Annotated in this window: 16 protein-coding genes and 1 tRNA gene; 10 read left to right on the top strand and 7 right to left on the bottom strand. The window is 39.2% G+C overall.

Going from position 1 to position 19,047, the window contains the following annotated elements; all coding sequences use genetic code 11:
- The first annotated feature begins 5 nt into the window (after positions 1-5).
- Positions 6-1,049, top strand: a complete 1,044-nt coding sequence (locus tag AC2G3J_RS05335; protein WP_336951804.1) for a hypothetical protein — start codon at positions 6-8, stop codon at positions 1,047-1,049.
- Between the two features lie 111 nt (positions 1,050-1,160).
- Here the strand turns inward: AC2G3J_RS05335 and AC2G3J_RS05330 are convergent.
- The 5 genes from AC2G3J_RS05330 to rlmE all read right to left on the bottom strand — a co-directional run bounded on the left by AC2G3J_RS05330 (position 1,161) and on the right by rlmE (position 5,962).
- Positions 1,161-1,237, bottom strand: a tRNA-Met gene (locus AC2G3J_RS05330).
- A 550-nt stretch (positions 1,238-1,787) separates the two neighbouring features.
- Complete coding sequence (locus AC2G3J_RS05325) at positions 1,788-2,102, bottom strand: DUF5713 family protein (RefSeq protein WP_336951806.1); 315 nt, start codon at positions 2,100-2,102, stop codon at positions 1,788-1,790.
- A gap of 158 nt (positions 2,103-2,260) precedes the next feature.
- On the bottom strand, positions 2,261-3,115 hold the full coding sequence (gene folP / locus AC2G3J_RS05320) for a dihydropteroate synthase (protein ID WP_336951807.1): 855 nt from the start codon (positions 3,113-3,115) through the stop codon (positions 2,261-2,263).
- Between the two features lie 127 nt (positions 3,116-3,242).
- A complete protein-coding gene (ftsH, locus tag AC2G3J_RS05315) occupies positions 3,243-5,132 on the bottom strand; it encodes an ATP-dependent zinc metalloprotease FtsH (RefSeq protein ID WP_336951808.1) in 1,890 nt (629 codons plus the stop codon).
- A gap of 179 nt (positions 5,133-5,311) precedes the next feature.
- Positions 5,312-5,962 carry a 23S rRNA (uridine(2552)-2'-O)-methyltransferase RlmE gene (gene rlmE, locus AC2G3J_RS05310; protein ID WP_004717323.1) on the bottom strand — a complete coding sequence of 217 codons (651 nt, stop codon included), beginning with the start codon at positions 5,960-5,962 and terminating at the stop codon, positions 5,312-5,314.
- 199 nt (positions 5,963-6,161) lie between these two features.
- Here rlmE and yhbY point away from each other — a divergent pair, with 199 nt between their 5' ends.
- Both yhbY and AC2G3J_RS05300 read left to right on the top strand, forming a co-directional pair.
- Positions 6,162-6,485: a ribosome assembly RNA-binding protein YhbY gene (gene yhbY / locus AC2G3J_RS05305; RefSeq protein WP_004717326.1), complete on the top strand. Its 324-nt coding sequence runs from the start codon at positions 6,162-6,164 to the stop codon at positions 6,483-6,485.
- A gap of 11 nt (positions 6,486-6,496) precedes the next feature.
- On the top strand, positions 6,497-7,036 hold the full coding sequence (locus AC2G3J_RS05300) for a DOMON-like domain-containing protein (protein ID WP_336951809.1): 540 nt from the start codon (positions 6,497-6,499) through the stop codon (positions 7,034-7,036).
- 114 nt (positions 7,037-7,150) lie between these two features.
- Here AC2G3J_RS05300 and AC2G3J_RS05295 read toward each other — a convergent pair whose 3' ends face one another.
- On the bottom strand, positions 7,151-7,615 hold the full coding sequence (locus AC2G3J_RS05295) for a hypothetical protein (protein WP_419820170.1): 465 nt from the start codon (positions 7,613-7,615) through the stop codon (positions 7,151-7,153).
- Between the two features lie 319 nt (positions 7,616-7,934).
- On the opposite strand from AC2G3J_RS05295, the gene carA reads away from it, so the two are divergent.
- The 5 genes from carA (at position 7,935) to AC2G3J_RS05270 (ending at position 15,281) form a co-directional block, all read left to right on the top strand.
- A complete protein-coding gene (carA, locus tag AC2G3J_RS05290) occupies positions 7,935-9,074 on the top strand; it encodes a glutamine-hydrolyzing carbamoyl-phosphate synthase small subunit (RefSeq protein ID WP_336951812.1) in 1,140 nt (379 codons plus the stop codon).
- Positions 9,075-9,088: 14 nt separating this feature from the next.
- Positions 9,089-12,322 (top strand): carbamoyl-phosphate synthase large subunit, encoded by a 3,234-nt coding sequence (carB, locus tag AC2G3J_RS05285; protein ID WP_419359404.1) that lies wholly within the window; start codon positions 9,089-9,091, stop codon positions 12,320-12,322.
- A gap of 92 nt (positions 12,323-12,414) precedes the next feature.
- Positions 12,415-12,891, top strand: a complete 477-nt coding sequence (gene greA, locus AC2G3J_RS05280) for a transcription elongation factor GreA (RefSeq protein WP_336951814.1) — start codon at positions 12,415-12,417, stop codon at positions 12,889-12,891.
- A 736-nt stretch (positions 12,892-13,627) separates the two neighbouring features.
- Complete coding sequence (locus tag AC2G3J_RS05275; RefSeq protein ID WP_336951815.1) at positions 13,628-14,512, top strand: class I SAM-dependent methyltransferase; 885 nt, start codon at positions 13,628-13,630, stop codon at positions 14,510-14,512.
- Between the two features lie 145 nt (positions 14,513-14,657).
- Positions 14,658-15,281, top strand: a complete 624-nt coding sequence (locus AC2G3J_RS05270; RefSeq protein WP_419820167.1) for a CatB-related O-acetyltransferase — start codon at positions 14,658-14,660, stop codon at positions 15,279-15,281.
- A gap of 86 nt (positions 15,282-15,367) precedes the next feature.
- Here the strand turns inward: AC2G3J_RS05270 and AC2G3J_RS05265 are convergent, their stop codons facing one another.
- Positions 15,368-16,756 (bottom strand): amino acid permease, encoded by a 1,389-nt coding sequence (locus tag AC2G3J_RS05265; protein WP_004823234.1) that lies wholly within the window; start codon positions 16,754-16,756, stop codon positions 15,368-15,370.
- 352 nt (positions 16,757-17,108) lie between these two features.
- Between AC2G3J_RS05265 and fahA the strand changes: the two genes are divergently transcribed.
- Together fahA and maiA are read left to right on the top strand one after the other, a co-directional pair.
- Entirely contained in the window at positions 17,109-18,416 is a 1,308-nt protein-coding gene (fahA, locus tag AC2G3J_RS05260; protein WP_483770767.1) for a fumarylacetoacetase, read from the top strand.
- Positions 18,403-19,035, top strand: coding sequence for a maleylacetoacetate isomerase (maiA, locus tag AC2G3J_RS05255; RefSeq protein WP_336951818.1), 633 nt, complete (start codon positions 18,403-18,405; stop codon positions 19,033-19,035). Before fahA ends, maiA begins: the two co-directional genes overlap by 14 nt.
- Positions 19,036-19,047 lie beyond the last annotated feature (12 nt).

The following is a 19,047-nucleotide window of genomic DNA, read 5'->3' as shown; positions in this document are numbered from 1 at the left end:
GCCTCGTGAATGTGAATAATTCACCACCACCTTCGAGCTTTGCTCAGGAACTTGCTCAAGCACTCTTGCTTGAGCAAGTTCGCTTTATAAAAAAACAACTCTTAGATCAAAAAAATCCGCAATTTATTCAAAATTTTATTTCTCAAACCTATCAGAATGCAGACAAAATTCTTTTAAAAAATGTGATTCAACTTGAGCAACTGCAGTCTGTAGTGCAAAAATATGCTTTTGAATTGAATTTAGGCTCTGACATTCTTGAATTTATTGGTGTCGTCGCTCAAAAAATTCATCAATATGCCATTCATAGCCAAACCATTTTCAATGATCTACTCTCAGATGAATCTTTTGAACTGTGGCTGTTTAAAATATTAGAATTAGAACAATTAAGGGACTATATTCAAGAAAACTTACAACACAACCCCCAAATTCAACAGGTTAGCCTACAGCTTGCCAATCAGATTTTAGAAAACAATACCCCTTGGCTCAATCAGCTACGTCAATATACAGTTAAACATAACCGCATTGGCGCTAAAGTCATCAGCTTTATTCAAGATCAGCAACACAATATTGAGCTTAAGTTAGAACAGCAACTCGCTACAGCAATACGTAGCCAACTCAGCAATATCATTCTACTGCCTAATGAAGACCTAGCAGATATCGCTACACATGTTTGGAATGAAGTTAAGCAACGCACATTAAAAGAGGCTTTCTCTCAACTTCAATCCATTGATTTTGAAGAATTCTTTATTCTTGTCTATGAAACTTGGAAAGAATTACGTCAAACAGAATATATGCAACAGGTCATTTTAAATGTTGTCGAAGCATTTTATGAATACTTTGGGGAATATAGCTTACAAGAATTACTACACTCAGTTGGCTTAGATCAAAACGATTTATTTATCGAAGCAGATCGCTTTATTCCGCATACACTAGGTGCTTTGGACCAACATGGCTTATTGGATGAGATTATTCAATCCTTGATTGCACCATTCTACCTTGACACGCAAACACAAAGATTTATAGAAAATTATTTAGCAGAAAAAGCTTAATCAAACATTCAACTGGATTTTCTCAATGTTCTAAATATTTATTAATTTTTATCTACTAATCTTTTGATGATGCAAAAAAAGAGACCATGCAGTGAGCATGGTCTATAAAAATGGTGGCTATGACGGGACTTGAACCTGTGACCCCCGCATTATGAGTGCGGTGCTCTAACCAACTGAGCTACATAGCCATAAACTGTGTGCGCATTATCTAAACTTATCTACCCTACGTCAAGCCTAGAAGCGCAGCAATGATCATACTTTAAGCAATTGATATTTAAATGTTTAAAATTAATACATATTTATGTTTTTATCGAAAAAAAAGCTTAATAAGCAGCATATATAAGTAAGGAATTAAGCTTGCCATTCTATAGTAAACCACCTAATTATTCATACAAATGAGATGATGATCCTATCATGAGGCGACATGGACGTCTCCGTTGGGCGGGGGTACAGGACGTACCCCTCGCCCAACATGAGCAAAAACAAAGCATAGCTGTGCTTACAGCGCAATGTTTGGCATCTACTAGTAAAAGTGAGGCATCGCCTACATAAAGGTATTTAAACTGTGAATGTAAGGTGTGGCATTGCACACTTTTTATAATCAAAAAAATCATTCTCTATGCAATTGATTTAATTTAAAATATTAATTAAGAAAAACTATATTTTTGTATCTGAGTTTTTGACTGATTGACTGTACTTGTTTATCTCTAAAAATCCATAGCAAAAAAAGAGAGTGGCTTACCACTCTCTATTTGCAACAAGTTCTTCCATTTCAATATCGAGATACCCTTGGTCTTGTACCACCATCATCATTGCCTCAGCAATATAATCAGCCGCAGTACCATCCAAAGAAGAATCAAGATCCTCAAACTGTGGCTTCATTTCATTAATTTCAATCACAGTCAGTTTTGCCATAGAATAAATTTCTGCATCACTAAAGCTGGTTTTTGCCACTTTTTTAGCAAAATTTTCAATAAGTTGCTTAACCTCAGCAACTAGAATATCTGGATAATATTCATCATCGAACATTGGGAGAAGTAGATCGTTAAACATTGCAACCTAAAATAAAACAGCAATTCACGCGCTTATATAACACAAACCATACAATTCACCAAATTGATTGAGCAATTTAACTGATTAATTCTTCAGATGTAGATAATCTAAATTTTAAAAAAGATCAAACAATATCAGGGGCTATTGACTATTCATCATTAAATTGCAGAGCGCATGGCTTGCCATACTTTAATTGCATCCGACATCGCTTTTACATCATGTGCACGCACCATACACGCGCCCTGTTGAATGCTGAGCAAGTGTGCAGCAACACTACCCACAGCACGATGACTTGCATCTGCACCATCTAGAGCTTCACCGATAAAGCGCTTACGTGATAAGGCTGATAAAATTGGATAGCCCATTTTGTTCAATTGATAAAACTCATTAAGAAGCTTTAAATTTTGTTGCGCATTTTTAGCAAAACCAAAACCAGGATCTATCATAATATTTTTGGGGTGAATTCCTGCCTGTAGTGCATCATCTACTCGTTGCTGTAATTCAGCAATTACCTCTAGAGTAACATTTTCATACTGATCAAGATGATTCATTGTGGTTGGCTCGCCTCGCATATGCATAATAATAACAGGGATATTGAGCTCTGCAGCAGTCTCTAAGGCATGTGGACGAGTTAAGGCACGGACATCATTCCAAATATGCGCACCAGCCTTAACCGCCTCACAAATCACTTCTGGTTGTGAGGTATCTATTGAAATAATGACATCCAATTTAGCTAATTCAGCAACCACAGGAACGACACGACGTATTTCTTCAGCAATCTCAACTGAAGAGGCACCAGGACGTGTAGATTCCCCTCCAACATCAATTACTGTCGCACCGTCAGCAATCATTTGCTTGGCATAAGCAACAGCTTGATCTTTTTGATCATGTTTCCCACCATCGCTAAATGAATCTGGAGTGACATTCAGTATGCCCATGACATGTGCTTGCGATAAATCCAGACTCAAACGCCCACATTGCAAAATTTGCTTAGGTAGTGGCATCAGTTGCATGTCAATTCTCCGTATTCAATTCAGGCTAGTTTAACAATTCAAATCAATAACACAGTGATTTTTATCTGTGAATTTTTTTGTATAAAAAAAGAGCCTCGATTGAGGCTCTTGTTTATTTACTGACTGATCAGGTCGCTGGCAATGGTGGTGGCGTTGATGGACCATCTGTAGGTGTTACATCAAGCACTGGATTTTCCGCAACATAAACCTTAGGTGGCTGAGGAGGACGACCTTCCATGATGTCACGGATCTGATCACGATCAATCGTTTCCCATTCCATCAAAGCTTTTACCATTGCATGTGCAATATCTTTGTTATTTTCAAGGATATCACGCGCAACACGATACTGTTCATCTAGGATACGACGTACTTCTTGGTCAACTTGCTGTTGCGTTGCTTCAGAAATTGTACGGCTACCGACATTTCCGAAGAAACCATTTTGGTTTTCATCTTCATAGACCATCACGCCCATTTTGTCTGACATACCGTACTTGGTCACCATTGCGCGTGCCATTTTGGTTGCACGTTCAAAGTCGTTAGACGCACCCGTTGACATTTGATCAATGAAAACTTCTTCTGCAATACGACCACCAAATAAGATTGAAAGTTCATTCAACATCTTAGACTTGTAATGGCTGGTTTGATCATGTTCTGGCAATTGCCAAGTTACACCCAAAGCCCAACCACGTGGCATAATTGTTACTTTATGCACAGGGTCAGTCCCTGGAAGAATTTCTGCAACAATGGCATGACCTGCTTCATGATAAGCAGTTGCACGACGTTCCTCTTCACGGATCACCATCGACTTACGCTCAGGACCCATGTAGATCTTATCTTTTGCATCTTCAAAGTCATGCATATCGACGGTGTTCTTGTTACGACGAGCAGCAAATAATGCAGCTTCATTGACAAGATTCGCCAATTGCGCACCAGAGAAACCAGGTGTACCACGTGCCAATACCTTAAGATCAACACCAGTTACCGAAGGAAGTTTCTTTAAATGCACTGCCAAGATCTGTTCACGACCTTTAATATCTGGCAGCCCCACCATCACTTGACGGTCGAAACGCCCCGGACGAAGTAATGCTTTATCTAGTACATCCGCACGGTTTGTTGCCGCAATGACGATAATTCCTTCATTACCTTCAAAACCATCCATTTCAACAAGCATTTGGTTTAGTGTTTGTTCACGTTCATCATGACCACCACCTGTACCTGAACCACGATGACGACCGACTGCATCAATCTCATCAATAAAGATGATACATGGTGCATGGCGTTTCGCCTGTTCGAACATGTCACGCACACGAGATGCACCAACACCAACGAACATTTCAACGAAGTCAGAACCTGAAATACTAAAGAATGGAACTTTGGCTTCACCAGCAATCGCTTTTGCAAGTAAAGTTTTACCTGTACCTGGTGGACCAACCATCAATACGCCTTTAGGAATTGTTGCCCCTAAGCGTTTGAATTTTGCGGGGTCTTTCAAGAAATCAACGATTTCTACAACTTCTTGTTTTGCTTCATCACAACCAGCAACATCGGTAAAGGTCACTTTGATTTGGTCTTCTGAAAGCATTTTCGCTTTAGATTTACCAAAACTCATTGGTCCATTTTTACCACCTGCACCACCACCCATGTTACGCATAAAGAACATGAACAATAAAATAATTAAAAGCACAGGAAAGCTTGCGATGAGAAGTTGCATCAATAAACCTTGACGTTGAGGTGCAGTACCTTCAACAACAACGTTATTTTTGATGAGTGTAGGCATCAATTCAGGATCTTGAACTGCTGGGCGAATACTTTCAAAGTTCGAACCGTTCTTTTTTTCGCCGCTTATTCTTTCACCATCAATTGTGACTTTACTAATTTGACCAGCATTCACCGCTGTGACGAATTCTGAATAATTCATCGCAGAAGGCTTACTGCGGTCACTGAGATTGCTGAAAATTAAGATCAGCACACCCAGTATGACCAGCCACAATACGGCATTTTTGAAGTAATCGCTCAAAGCTTTATTCCCATATATAACTATTTTGATCAGGCTCAATCTTGCTTGATCGTAACAAAAAGCGAGTAATGAATTTCGCAATAAAGGTTAAAAAGGTACAAAATGCACAATTTTTAACAACTTGGCAAGTATTTGTTGGCAATTCATTACGAAGAATGAACATACCTCAAAACCACCACCTATTGCGAAACTTTTTTACGGCCCTGTCCAATTAAAAAAACTTCTTTTGAACGTGCACGTGAAGCAGCTGGTTTTGCTGTTTTTAACACATCAAAACTATCCACGACTTGCTTTCGGAACTCATCAAAACCAGTTCCTTGGAAAACTTTAACTAAAAACTGCCCTTTTGGTCCAAGAACCTTGTTGGCAAAATCTAACGCAAGTTCACACAAGTAAATCTGGCGAGGTTGATCTACAGCCCTATTACCTGATGTATTGGGGGCCATATCTGAAATTACAACGTCTACAGTGCGTCCATTTAAAATATTTAACAATTTTTCGAAAACTTCTTCTTCTCTAAAATCACCTTGTAAGAAGGTAACATCAGGCAAAGCATCCATTTCCAAAATATCTGAAGCAATCACTAAACCTTTATCACCAACCAGTTTACCAGCGATTTGCGACCAACTTCCTGGCGCAGCACCCAAGTCAACCACGGTCATACCTGGTTTAATCATTTTGTGTTTTTCTTGAATTTCAAGAAGTTTATATGCAGCGCGAGCTCGGTAACCTTCTTTTTGTGCTTTTTTCACAAAAGGGTCATCTAAATGCTCTCTCATCCACGCACGACTACTTTTGGATAACTTCTGGTTGGTAATGCGTGTAGCCATAACTCTCTTGATCTAAACCGATAACTAACTTCTGATTGTACGTGAAAAAAATTCTCATTGCAGTATTCATATTGATTTAAATCGACAGATATTGATATGTTTTTTTGAATAAGCTTCATCGATTATTTCTACAGAATTTACAGCGTAGTGATATGGCTTTTGTTATACTAAGTCGTTTCTAAAATTAGGTTATCTTTATATGGCGGCTCTATCTATCCAAGAACGTAAACGTTTACGTCAAATCGGCCATGCGTTAAATCCTGTTGTAATGCTTGGCGATAAAGGCTTGACTGAAAGTGTCGTTGAAGAATTAAACCGTGCTTTAAATGATCACGAGTTAATTAAAGTCAAGGTTACTGGTGAAGACCGCGAAGCACGTGCTGCAACGATTACTGAAATTGCAAATGTTACTGGTGCTGAAGTTGTTCAAACAATTGGTAAAATTGCATTGCTTTATAAAAAAGCTGCGAAACAAAATCCAAAATTGTCTAATTTAGTTCGCCACGCTCATCTTTCAAATTAAGATTTATTTTCATGGCAAGTTTCGAACTGAATGCATTTGATCGTCGTTTTCAAAGTATCTCCCTAGTTGGTGCGATTGAACAAATTAGCCCGTATACGCTCAATGTCGGTTATTGGTTAAGAGATCCCAATCAATTCATAATTTATCCTGAACTGGTTACAGCAAATCCGCGTCAGGATTTGCTTTGGGAAAATACCTGTTTTGAGATTTTTATAGGTGTGCAAGGCGAAGATTATTATCGTGAAATTAATCTATCCCCTTCTCAAGCTTGGCAAGCTTATCAATTTGAAGAATATCGTTATCCTGAAAATATGCCACCAGTCGCTGCTTATGACATTGAATTAAATCAGTTAAAGCGCACACATTATGGATTAAATGTCAGCATAGATCTTAGCGAGTTTATGCTTGCCAATAAATTAAAATGGTCAGACTTATTTTTGGGTTTAAGCGCTGTTTTAAATACCACGCAAGGTCAACATTTCTTTGCCATGCAACACAGTGGCCAACAGGCCGACTTTCACAATAAACGTGATTGGTTACATACATTTTAGACTACACTTATGTAAACTGAGCTTGAAAATAAAAAAAGTGAGGCTAGTTGCCTCACTTTTTTATTGCCATTTTTCTTAAAAATAGCTTTCCTTAAAACATAAGCCTTATATATCTTATTGTTTTGTCGTTACTTTATTCCAAACTTCTAAAGTGTGATCTTTAGAACGCTTTAAAGTTTCAGTTAACTGAACTTTATGTTTGCTCGAAATTTGTGAAACGTCTTCACGAATTTCTTTACCAACTTCAGTTAACTCTTTCACTAAAATGCTTAATTCTGATTTTAAGAAATCAGCCAATTCAGCCAAATCTTTTTGTGAAGTGGAAAATTGTGATTTGATCACATCAAGACGTTGCACCAAATCTTGTTTAAAGTTTTGTACTTGATCTTGAACTTGCTCAGTTAATTGCTCTGACTCTGCTTCAAGCTTAGTTTTAGTTTCGGTAACAGCTTCAGCAACTTTCTGCTGCGCTTCTTTACCTAACTTCTCTAAGTTCTCTGTAGTTTCAGTTACAACTTCTTTCAAAGCTGTGGTGTCTTTGGTTACTTTCTCTGTAACACTTTCTTTAGATATTGTCATATTGATTCCCCCTGGAATGTGAGTCAATAAGATACATTGAAAAGATAAATTTTAGATTTTGATTTGTCTAACAATAATTAAATACTTACAATTTCAAATATTTCACTTTAAAAGCAGAATTAATGATAAATAGCAAGGTATTTATCTTAGATTATCCCTCGAAATAAAATAGACTTTCGAGGGGCTCATGCGTATAATGCGCTGTTAAGTTACAAGCGAGCAGACAAGAGGAGGGTAGGATTTAGTAAGCCTTCCTTTTTTTTCGTCTACTCGCTTTTTTACAGCCCTATTTTTGTGGTTTTAGTTCAGGAGCTATGGTTTGAGCACCCCCGCCATTTTAGCCCTTGCTGACGGTACTGTTTTTAAAGGTACATCGATCGGCGCTACGGGAAGTACGACTGGTGAAGTCGTTTTTAACACTGCCATGACTGGTTATCAAGAAATTTTGACCGACCCTAGTTATGCACAGCAACTTGTAACTTTAACTTATCCTCATATCGGTAATACTGGTTGTAATGAAGAAGACGCTGAATCAGGTCGAATTCATAAAGTTTGGGCGAATGGTTTAATCATTCGTGACCTACCGTTATTACACAGCAATTTCCGAGCTACTCAGTCTCTTGGCGAATATTTACAACAACATAATGTCGTTGCCATTGCAGATATTGATACTCGTAAATTGACACGTATTTTACGTGACAAAGGCGCACAAAACGGATGCATTCTTGCCGGCGATAATATTACTGAAGAAGAAGCTATTGCAAAAGCACGTGCCTTTGGTGGTCTAGATGGTTTAGACCTTGCGAAAGAATGTTGTGACCCACAAGGTTTTGAATGGACTGAAGGCTCATGGACACTGGGCCAAGGCTTTTCTCAACCTGAAACAAAGTTTCATGTTGTTGCATACGATTACGGTGTCAAAACCAACATCTTACGTATGCTTGCCGACCGTGGGTGTAAATTAACTGTTGTTCCTGCACAAACACCTGCTGAAAAAGTATTGGCGTTAAATCCAGATGGCGTATTTTTGTCAAATGGACCTGGCGATCCAGCAGCATGTGATTATGCAATTGCGGCAGTAAAAACCATTGTTGAAACTACAAACCTACCTGTTTTCGGTATTTGTTTGGGTCATCAAATTCTAGCTTTAGCTTCTGGCGCTAGAACTGTGAAAATGCCACATGGTCACCACGGTGCAAACCATCCTGTACAGAACCTTGAAAATGGTACAGTGATGATTACTTCTCAAAACCATGGCTTCGCTGTAGATGCAGAAACTTTACCTGCAAACCTCAAAGCTACGCATAAATCTTTGTTCGATCAAACCTTACAAGGTATTCATCGTACAGATAAACCTGCGTTTAGCTTCCAAGGTCACCCTGAAGCAAGCCCTGGTCCACATGACTGTGCCCCATTGTTCGATCATTTCATCGAACTTATTGAAGCATCTAAGAAGTAATTAAGGAAGCGATCATGGCTAAACGTACAGACATTAAAAGCATCTTAATTATTGGTGCGGGTCCGATTGTCATCGGGCAAGCATGTGAGTTCGATTACTCAGGTGCGCAAGCATGTAAAGCCCTTCGTGAAGAAGGCTACCGTGTTATTTTGGTGAACTCTAACCCAGCCACCATTATGACTGACCCGACTATGGCAGATGCAACGTATATCGAACCGATTACGTGGCAAACTGTTGCACAAATCATTGAGAAAGAACGCCCAGATGCGGTTCTTCCAACAATGGGTGGTCAAACGGCATTAAACTGTGCATTGGCACTAGATGCCAACGGTATTTTAGAAAAATACAATGTTGAATTGATTGGTGCGACCAAAGAAGCCATCGAAAAAGCGGAAGATCGCAAACTTTTCGATATCGCAATGCGCAAAATTGGTTTGGAATGCCCACGTGCTGATGTTGCAGAAAGCATGGAACATGCGCTTGAAATTCAAGCCCGTTTCGGCTTCCCTGTGATTATCCGCCCATCATTTACGATGGGTGGTTCAGGTGGTGGTATCGCCTATAACAAAGAAGAATTCATTGAAATCTGTGAACGCGGTTTTGATCTTTCTCCAACCAAACAATTATTGATTGATGAATCATTAATTGGCTGGAAAGAATATGAAATGGAAGTTGTTCGTGACAAAAACGACAACTGTATCATTGTATGTACCATTGAAAACTTCGATCCAATGGGTGTGCATACCGGTGACTCCATTACTGTTGCACCTGCACAGACACTAACAGATAAAGAGTTCCAATTACTGCGTAATGCTTCTTTAGCTGTGCTACGTGAAATTGGTGTAGAGACAGGCGGATCAAACGTTCAGTTCGGTATCAACCCGAAAGATGGTCGTATGGTTGTGATCGAGATGAACCCTCGTGTATCTCGTTCTTCTGCGCTTGCGTCTAAAGCAACAGGTTTCCCTATTGCCAAAATTGCAGCAAAACTTGCAGTGGGCTATACCCTTGATGAATTGAAAAATGACATCACTGGTGGAACAACGCCTGCATCGTTTGAACCTGCAATCGACTATGTTGTAACCAAGATTCCTCGCTTTAACTTCGAGAAATTCCCACAAGCTGATGCAACACTCACGACACAGATGAAATCTGTGGGTGAAGTCATGGCAATTGGTCGTAACTTCCAAGAATCTGTACAAAAGGCACTTCGTGGTCTTGAAGTCGGTGCTTGTGGTTTTGATGAGAAAATTGCAGTGGGTACTGAAGGCGCGAAAGATAAAATCTTGGTCGAGCTTAAAGTGCCAGGTCCTGAGCGTATTTGGTATGTTGCTGACGCATTCCGTCATGGCTTCACATTAGATGAAGTATTTGCTGCAACCAATATCGATCGTTGGTTCTTGATTCAAATCCAAGACATCATTCAGTCTGAAGAGCAAATCAAAACTTTAGGTTTTGGTGATTTGAACGCTGACAATATCCGTGCATTTAAACGTAAAGGTTTATCTGATTTACGTATTGCTGACTTGATGGGCATTTCGCAAAAACAATTCCGTAAGCACCGTTGGAACTTGGGTGTATACCCTGTTTACAAACGTGTAGATACCTGTGCAGCTGAGTTCGAGTCAGATACTGCTTACATGTACTCAACTTATGATGACGAGTGTGAAGCGAATCCGTCTAACCGTGACAAGATCATGGTGATCGGTGGTGGTCCTAACCGTATTGGTCAAGGGATCGAGTTCGATTATTGCTGTGTTCACGCTGCCCTTGCAATGCGTGAAGATGGTTATGAAACCATTATGGTTAACTGTAACCCTGAAACGGTTTCAACTGACTATGACACATCTGATCGTTTGTACTTTGAACCGATCACTTTAGAAGACGTTTTAGAAATCGTACGTACAGAAAAACCAAAAGGTATTATCGTACAGTACGGCGGTCAAACACCTTTGAAATTGGCTCGTGCTTTAGAAGAAGCAGGTGCACCAATTATCGGTACGTCTCCAGATGCGATTGACCGTGCAGAAGATCGTGAACGTTTCCAACAGATGATTCAACGTTTGAATCTTCGTCAACCAAGCAACAGCATTGTTAAATCTGCTGAAGAAGGTATGGCTGAAGCATCTAAAGTGGGTTATCCATTGGTTGTACGTCCATCTTATGTCCTTGGTGGTCGTGCGATGGAAATCGTATACAACGACGACGAACTTAAACGTTACTTGCGTGATGCTGTACAAGCGTCTAACGAAGCACCTGTACTGCTTGACCATTTCCTTGATGATGCAACAGAAGTCGATGTTGACTGTGTATCTGACGGCAAAGATGTGGTGATCGGCGGTATTATGCAGCATATCGAACAAGCGGGTATTCACTCTGGTGACTCAGCATGTTCAATTCCGCCTTACTCTCTTTCTGCAGAGATTCAGGATGAAATGCGTCGTCAAACCGTTGCTATGGCGAAAGAGCTTGGTGTGATTGGCTTGATGAACGTACAGTTTGCTGTTAAAGGCAATGACGTTTATATTCTTGAAGTGAACCCACGTGCGTCTCGTACAGTACCGTTCGTTTCTAAATGTATCGGCGAATCATTAGCAAAAGTTGCAGCACGTTGTATGGCGGGTCAATCTTTAGAATCGCAAGGATTCACACAAGAGATTATCCCAACGCATTTTGCTGTAAAAGAAGCAGTATTCCCGTTCAACAAATTCCCAGGTGTAGACCCGATCCTTGGACCAGAAATGAAATCTACTGGTGAAGTGATGGGTGTTGGTACAACTTTTGGTGAAGCTTTCTATAAAGCTGTGTTAGGCTCTAACGATCGCTTACCAGGTAAACCAACTGATGGTGAAGTGAAGCACGTATTTATTTCAGTACGTCATTCAGATAAGCCTCGTGCCGCGGGTATTGCGAAACAATTGGTTGATTTAGGCTTCAAAATTATCGCAACTGGCGGTACTTATGATGTCATTAAAGAGGCTGGTATTGAATGTGAACGTGTGAATAAAGTAACTGAAGGTCGTCCAAATATTGTCGACCGCTTGAAAAATGGCGAGATTCACCTCATTATCAATACTACTGAAGGTAAACAAGCTCAGCAGGATTCATTCTCAATCCGTCGCTCTGCTCTTCAAGGTAAAGTGTATTACACAACTACCTTGAATGGTGCTGATGCTGTATGCCAAGCTTTAGCAATTAAATTGCCAATGGATGTATATCGCTTGCAAGATTTGCAAACACTAGGTTAATTCGTTTCCGATAAGTCCCGCCATCTTATCGGTGGCGGGCTTTTTTCATTTTATAAACCTGTATTTTTTAAATACTGAACTGAGGGACAACAATGCAACGTTATCCTATGACTCCTGAAGGCAAGGTAGCCTTAGAGAAAGAATTGCAACAGCTCAAATCTGTTGATCGTCCACGTATTATTGCAGCAATTGCAGAAGCACGTGAACATGGGGATTTAAAAGAAAACGCAGAATACCATGCAGCGCGCGAGCAACAAGGTTTTTGTGAAGGTCGTATTCAAGACATCGAAGGTAAACTTGGTGCTTGCCAAGTTATTGATGTTAAGGAACTTGAGCAAACTGGTCGTGTGGTTTTTGGTGTGACGGTAACCATTGAGAATTTGGATACTGAAGAAAAGAAAACCTATAAGATTGTAGGTGATGATGAAGCTGACTTTAAGATCAATAAGATCTCAGTGAACTCGCCTATTGCGCGTGGTCTTCTTGGCAAGAATGAAGGTGACGAAGCTAAAATCACTACACCACAAGGTGAAGTGGAATATGAAGTGGTGAGTGTTGAATATATTTAACACATACTAGGGCTGATGATTCAGCCCTTTTTATTGAGCTAAAAATATAAAATGAATAACAAAAAACTAATCGCTTTTATATTCAACCATCAGTTATTGACTAAGACAAAACGACTCAAAATATTTTTGTCAAAGCCTAAGACACAAAAATACAATTTCAATAATTAATATTCTCAATAAAATCAAAAAAATGTAGAAATAAATTATTCAATTATAAAAAGCTTGCAATGCCACACATTACATTTAAAGTCTAAATAGCTTTGTTTAGGCAAAGGGTACATCCTGTACCCCTGCATTCCCAAACATCAAGGGCAACATCAATGTCGCCCCACAGTAGGATAATCATCTAGAATTCAAAAATACAAAAACTTATTCATAGCCGAAAATTCTCAAGTTCATACAAAAACATAAGCTTCATTGATGATCAATGACAGGATGCAAATCATTTGTATATACAATTAGAAGGTTTAGCTATATAGATAAAAAGTTTAAAAACATTCACATCAGAACAATCCTGCATTCACATAGAAATTAACACTGATCACGTATCTATTTAATAAATATCAAACATCATCCATACATTTCTCAAATCTTGCTCCAAGCAAAATATGATGCATCCGCCATACGAATTCGAAGAAAACTAGCATTTATCACCAACCGCTCAAAGTAAATTGCCATTGTTAAATATTTTCGATGCATTACATTGAGGAAAAATTAAAATTCATTGAGAACGAGAATGAAAGCAGGACGAGCAAGTAAAACTGCTGAAGCAGCGGCAGCAATTAGAGCCAATCATCATTTAAATGCCAACGATCCAGTATTCTCTGACCCTTATGCATTTGAAATGACCAATTCACAATGGCGTTTACTTTTAAATAATGCTCTTCTACGTAAAGCGTTAAACTCCAATTTAATGAATCAAACTTTTGGTAAATTGACAGGCCAAGTGGTTGGACGTTCTCGCTATACAGAAGATCTTTTAAAACAAGCGATTGAACATGATCATATTCAACAATATGTATTGGTTGGCGCTGGTCTAGACTCTTTTGTATTACGCTTGGCCCAGCAATACCCCCAACTCAAAATATTTGAAATTGATCATCCTGATACACAAAGAACCAAATTAGAAAAATTAAAAAAGCTTAGTAATACAGGTGAGCTCCCAAGCAATGTGGAATTTGTTGGCATTGATTTTGAAAAAGAAAAACTGTCTGATGCTTTGGCGCGTAGTGGATTTCAAAACACCCAAGCCACATTTTTTTCATGGCTGGGCACAACCCATTATTTAACCCCACAAGCAACCCTAGCAACCTTACACAACATTGCATCCTTTACTGGCAAAAATAGCCAAGTTGTGATGGATTATTCGATTGATTATAAAGTCTTACAAGGTATTGAGCGTTTGGGTAGCTTCGCAGTGTCACAGTTTACCCGTTTCTTAAAAGAGCCTTTGATTGGTGCGTTTGCTTCGCAAGCATTGCATCATGCAGTTGAAATGATGGGTTATCAGGTGGTTGAAGATTTATCAGGTAAAGACATTACCCATCGTTACTTTAACCATCGTGCTGATCATATTCGTCATACCCATGCCACGCATTTGATCCATTTAAAAATAGGTTAATACTTGAATACCAGCCAAGGAATAGCTGAAGAATTGATGTTTAAACCCAATACACTGAATATTTTTTAATTGCTGATCAAGATCTAAGTTCAATCTAAGGTTACAATGCGCGCTCTAGCCCTTGCACTTAAGCTTTTGTACTCCCATGACTGACGCTATTCACTCCCCCGTAAAACACTGGTGCGAATTTGAGTTTATTTCTAAAACTGTGAAAAATCCCAATATTCATATTAAAGGAAATTATTCTTATTATTCGGCATATTGGGATCAGGGATTTGAACGTTGCGTGGTGCGTTATTTGCATGATAAGCCGTCAACTGTAGAGAAACCAATTGACCAATTATATATTGGTAACTTTGTTTGTTTTGGGGCGGAATGTGTGGTCATGATGGGTGGCAATCAATTACATCGCCCTGACTGGATTTCTACATTTCCTTTTGATACCCGTAGTTTTTTACCCGCTGGGGATACAGTGATTGGCGATGGTTGTTGGATTGGCAGTCGCGCCATGATTATGCAAGGGGTAACGCTAGGTGAAGGTACCATCGTTGCTACAGGTGCAGTCGTCACTCAAGACGTTCCAGCGTATGCAATTGTCGGTGGTGTACCGGCAAAAATCATTAAATATCGGTTTTCTCAAGATCAGATTGAAAAATTACAGTCAGTTAAATTGTATGATTTAGATGAGAAGCAAATTCTAAAAATTCGAGAGCGATTACAAAGCGATGATATCAATCAATTGATTGAGTTCTTAAAAGCAGCAGAATAGTTTCCTCTGTATAGGTTAATAATCACACAGAAAGCAAAAAGGGCTAAATATCAATTTAGCCCTTTTGCAAAAATTAAAATCTTTTGCTATACATCAGAATTTAACACAACATTTTGCTGTGCATTTTTTAACTTTCGTTGTTTCAGATAATAAGCAAGCATCAAACAAAGAATCCATGCTGGAATCATCATTACCGCAATACGCATATTCTCGGTGAATGACATTACCACCAGAATACCCAACATAAAGATAATGCAAAGATAGTTACTGAATGGATAAGCAATACTTGGAAACTTGGTGGTCTGCCCTTGTGTTTGCATGGCTTTACGGAACTTTAAATGCGTCCATGAAATAACCACCCAGTTAATCACAATTGCAGCAACCACCAACATCATCAATAAACCAAATGCTTTTTCTGGAAATGCATAATTGAGTAGTACACATAAAACTGTCACAAAAGCTGAAACATAAACCGCATTGGTTGGAATACCACGCTTATTAATATGCTTAAGGAACTTCGGTGCATTACCCTGCTGCGCCAAACCAAGTAACATGCGACTACTACAATAACTGGTCCCGTTATACACCGAAACAGCTGCCGTAAGGATGACAAAATTCAGTAAGGTCGCAACACCATGACTATCCAGTGAAGCAAATACCATTACAAATGGGCTACCACCTTCAGCCATTTGATTCCATGGAAAAAGTGCAAATAAGATAAACAGTGTTGCAATATAGAAAATCAAAATACGATAAATAATTTGATTGACTGCTTTAGGCAAAGTTTTATCAGGATCACGCGCTTCTGCTGCGGTAATACCAAATAGCTCAATCCCACCAAAGGCAAAAATAATCACAGCCATTGCCATGACTAAACCTTCCACACCAAATGGGAAAAACCCGCCCAATGCCCAAAGGTTACTAATGCTTGCCTGTGGCCCTGCTGTACCTGTTGCAAGTAAGTAGGAACCAAAGCCGATCATGGCTAAGATTGCCAAAATTTTGACGATAGAGAACCAAAACTCCATTTCGCCAAAAAATTTAACATGCAATAAGTTGATACCGTTGATTAAAACAAAAAACACCAATGCTGAAATCCAAGTCGGAATTTCAGGCCACCAATATTGAATATAAAGACCAATTGCGCTCAGCTCTGCCATACATACCAAAACATTGAGTACCCAATAATTCCAGCCAGACATAAAACCTGCAAATGAGCCCCAGTATTTGTAGGCAAAGTGACTAAATGAACCACTGACTGGTTCTTGCACCACCATTTCACCTAACTGTCGCATCATTAAAAACGCAATAAATCCAGCAATCGCATAACCGAGTATGACTGAAGGACCTGCAAGCTTAATCGATTGCGAAATACCCAGAAACAATCCTGTACCAATTGCACCACCTAGCGCGATAAGCTGGATGTGCCGATTGCTTAAACCATGTTTCAGGTTTCCTTGCTCATGTTTTGACATATGATTATTCTCATCCTTGTCTCGTAATTTTTGTATTCAAAATTACGTATATCATAAGTTAATCAAAAATGCCTATATCTAATCGAAAAATAATTGATTTACTTTTCTCATAACCGCGCATATAAGCAGAAAATTCAACAAATAACAATTATTATGAATTATGTAATTAAATTATGTATTGCGTAATTAGATATTTTCAGTATGATAGAAATCATAAGACACTGATAGCTTGCTTGAGTCATTTGAATAAGGCATTTAAATAAATCTATATTCATTTGTTTTTCAAATACTTAAGAAAAATATCAAAGATTTTGATCTTCTCTAACAAAATTAAAGACAAGGAAAGCAAATCATGAGCTCACATTTAACTTGTTTTCTTGAAATTGACTCACAATCAGATTTCACCATACATAATTTGCCCTACGGTATTTTTAGCGAAACACCCCAAGGTACAAAACGAGTGGGTGTTGCCATTGGAGATTGGGTCATAGACCTTGCCCACTTAGAGGCACATGGACTATTAGCGATCAATGGACATCAAGATTGTTTTAATCAAGCGACACTGAATAAATTTATAGAAACGGGTAAACACAACTGGCAAAAGGTTCGTACTACATTACAAAGTCTACTCTCTGCTGAAAATCCAACACTTCGTGATGATGTGGTTTTACGCCAAAACGTATTATTTAAGCAAAATACAGTCACTTTGCACTTACCTATTCAAGTCTCTGGCTATACAGATTTCTACTCGTCCAAAGAACATGCCACCAATGTCGGAACCATGTTTAGAGATCCTAAGAATGCATTGCTTCCAAACTGGAGCGAACTTCCTGTGGGATATAATGGTCGTGCCAGCTCTGTGATTGTCAGTGGCAAAGATATTGTTCGACCTTCTGGGCAAATCAAATTACCTGATCAAGAACGCCCTGTTTTCTCTGCAACACGTAAACTCGATTTTGAATTAGAAACTGCCTTTATCGTTGGCAAAGCGACTGAATTGGGTGAGCCTATCGTGATTGCAGATGCTTGGGATCATATTTTTGGTATGGTTTTGCTCAATGACTGGTCGGCACGTGATATTCAACAATGGGAATACGTACCATTAGGCCCGTTTAACGCCAAGACTTTTGCAAGTGCAATTTCACCTTGGGTGGTGACCATGCAAGCACTGGAACCGTTTAAAGTCAAAGGTCCAGAACAACAACCTAAACCACTTTGCTATTTAGAAGAAAATATTGCCAACAGCTATGATATTCACCTCAGTATTGAAGTTCAAAGCCCTCTATCAACACAAGCTGATGTGATTTCCCAAACCAACTTTAAATATATGTATTGGTCCATGGCACAGCAACTCACCCACCACACAGTTGCAGGTTGTAATGTCCAAGTCGGTGACTTGATGGGTTCAGGCACAATTTCAGGTCCTACAGAAGATGCTTATGGTAGCTTACTTGAACTGACATGGAATACCACCAAACCGCTAACTCTCTCGAATGGAGAAAAACGTGGTTTCTTGCAAGATGGTGACCGTGTCGTGATGAAAGGCTACTGTGAAAAAGCAGGGATCCGTGTGGGCTTTGGTGAGGTTGCCAATCGCATTTTGCCAGCGCGCCAGTTTAGCTTCCATCAAACAGAAGACTTGAGCTATGAAACTGTATAGTTATTTTCGTAGCTCTGCGGCTTATCGGGTTCGGATTGCACTGAATCTCAAACAACTGAGTTATGAAATACAACCCGTGCATTTGGTCAAGAATGAGCAACTACTAGAGCTTTACCGAGCCGTTAATCCAAGCCAATGTGTTCCAACTTTAGTGGATGAAGATCAAAGCTTTTTACAGTCACTCAGTATCTTGGAATATCTTGAAGAACGTTATCCAGCAATTTCATTATTGCCTGAAAATATCGTCACGCGAAGTAAAGTACGTGCTTTTGCACAAGCGATCGCCTGCGATATTCATCCGTTAAATAATTTAAGAGTCTTAAAGTATTTACAAGATGATCTTGCTCTCAGTGACGAGCAAAAAAAACACTGGTACCAACACTGGATCGTAGAGGGTTTTAACAGCTTAGAAGCCCAACTACAAGATTCAAATGGGAAATTCTGTTTTGGTACACAACCGACATTTGCAGACTGTTGTTTGATTCCTCAAGTCTATAACGCCAAACGCTTTGAAATTGATTTAAGCACTTTTGCAAAGATTGAGTCGATTAGTCAACACTGTTTAACCCTTCCAGCCTTCTTCAATGCTGCTCCAGAACAACAACCTGATTGGGAATAAAGATAAAGGAGT

The organism is Acinetobacter legionensis (genome assembly GCF_057165765.1).
Note: the sequence above shows the minus strand (reverse complement) of the source record. Positions and strands in the feature narration are given on the sequence as shown.

Coding starts and splice junctions, on each gene's coding strand:
- AC2G3J_RS05270 (WP_419820167.1), top strand. CDS start 14,658: ATGACTGACGCTATTCACTCCCCCGTAAAACACTGGTGCGAATTTGAG.
- AC2G3J_RS05300 (WP_336951809.1), top strand. CDS start 6,497: ATGGCAAGTTTCGAACTGAATGCATTTGATCGTCGTTTTCAAAGTATC.
- AC2G3J_RS05275 (WP_336951815.1), top strand. CDS start 13,628: ATGAAAGCAGGACGAGCAAGTAAAACTGCTGAAGCAGCGGCAGCAATT.
- AC2G3J_RS05295 (WP_419820170.1), bottom strand. CDS start 7,615: ATGACAATATCTAAAGAAAGTGTTACAGAGAAAGTAACCAAAGACACC.
- carB (WP_419359404.1), top strand. CDS start 9,089: ATGGCTAAACGTACAGACATTAAAAGCATCTTAATTATTGGTGCGGGT.
- greA (WP_336951814.1), top strand. CDS start 12,415: ATGCAACGTTATCCTATGACTCCTGAAGGCAAGGTAGCCTTAGAGAAA.
- maiA (WP_336951818.1), top strand. CDS start 18,403: ATGAAACTGTATAGTTATTTTCGTAGCTCTGCGGCTTATCGGGTTCGG.
- AC2G3J_RS05265 (WP_004823234.1), bottom strand. CDS start 16,756: ATGTCAAAACATGAGCAAGGAAACCTGAAACATGGTTTAAGCAATCGG.
- AC2G3J_RS05325 (WP_336951806.1), bottom strand. CDS start 2,102: ATGTTTAACGATCTACTTCTCCCAATGTTCGATGATGAATATTATCCA.
- fahA (WP_483770767.1), top strand. CDS start 17,109: ATGAGCTCACATTTAACTTGTTTTCTTGAAATTGACTCACAATCAGAT.
- yhbY (WP_004717326.1), top strand. CDS start 6,162: ATGGCGGCTCTATCTATCCAAGAACGTAAACGTTTACGTCAAATCGGC.
- rlmE (WP_004717323.1), bottom strand. CDS start 5,962: ATGGCTACACGCATTACCAACCAGAAGTTATCCAAAAGTAGTCGTGCG.
- folP (WP_336951807.1), bottom strand. CDS start 3,115: ATGCAACTGATGCCACTACCTAAGCAAATTTTGCAATGTGGGCGTTTG.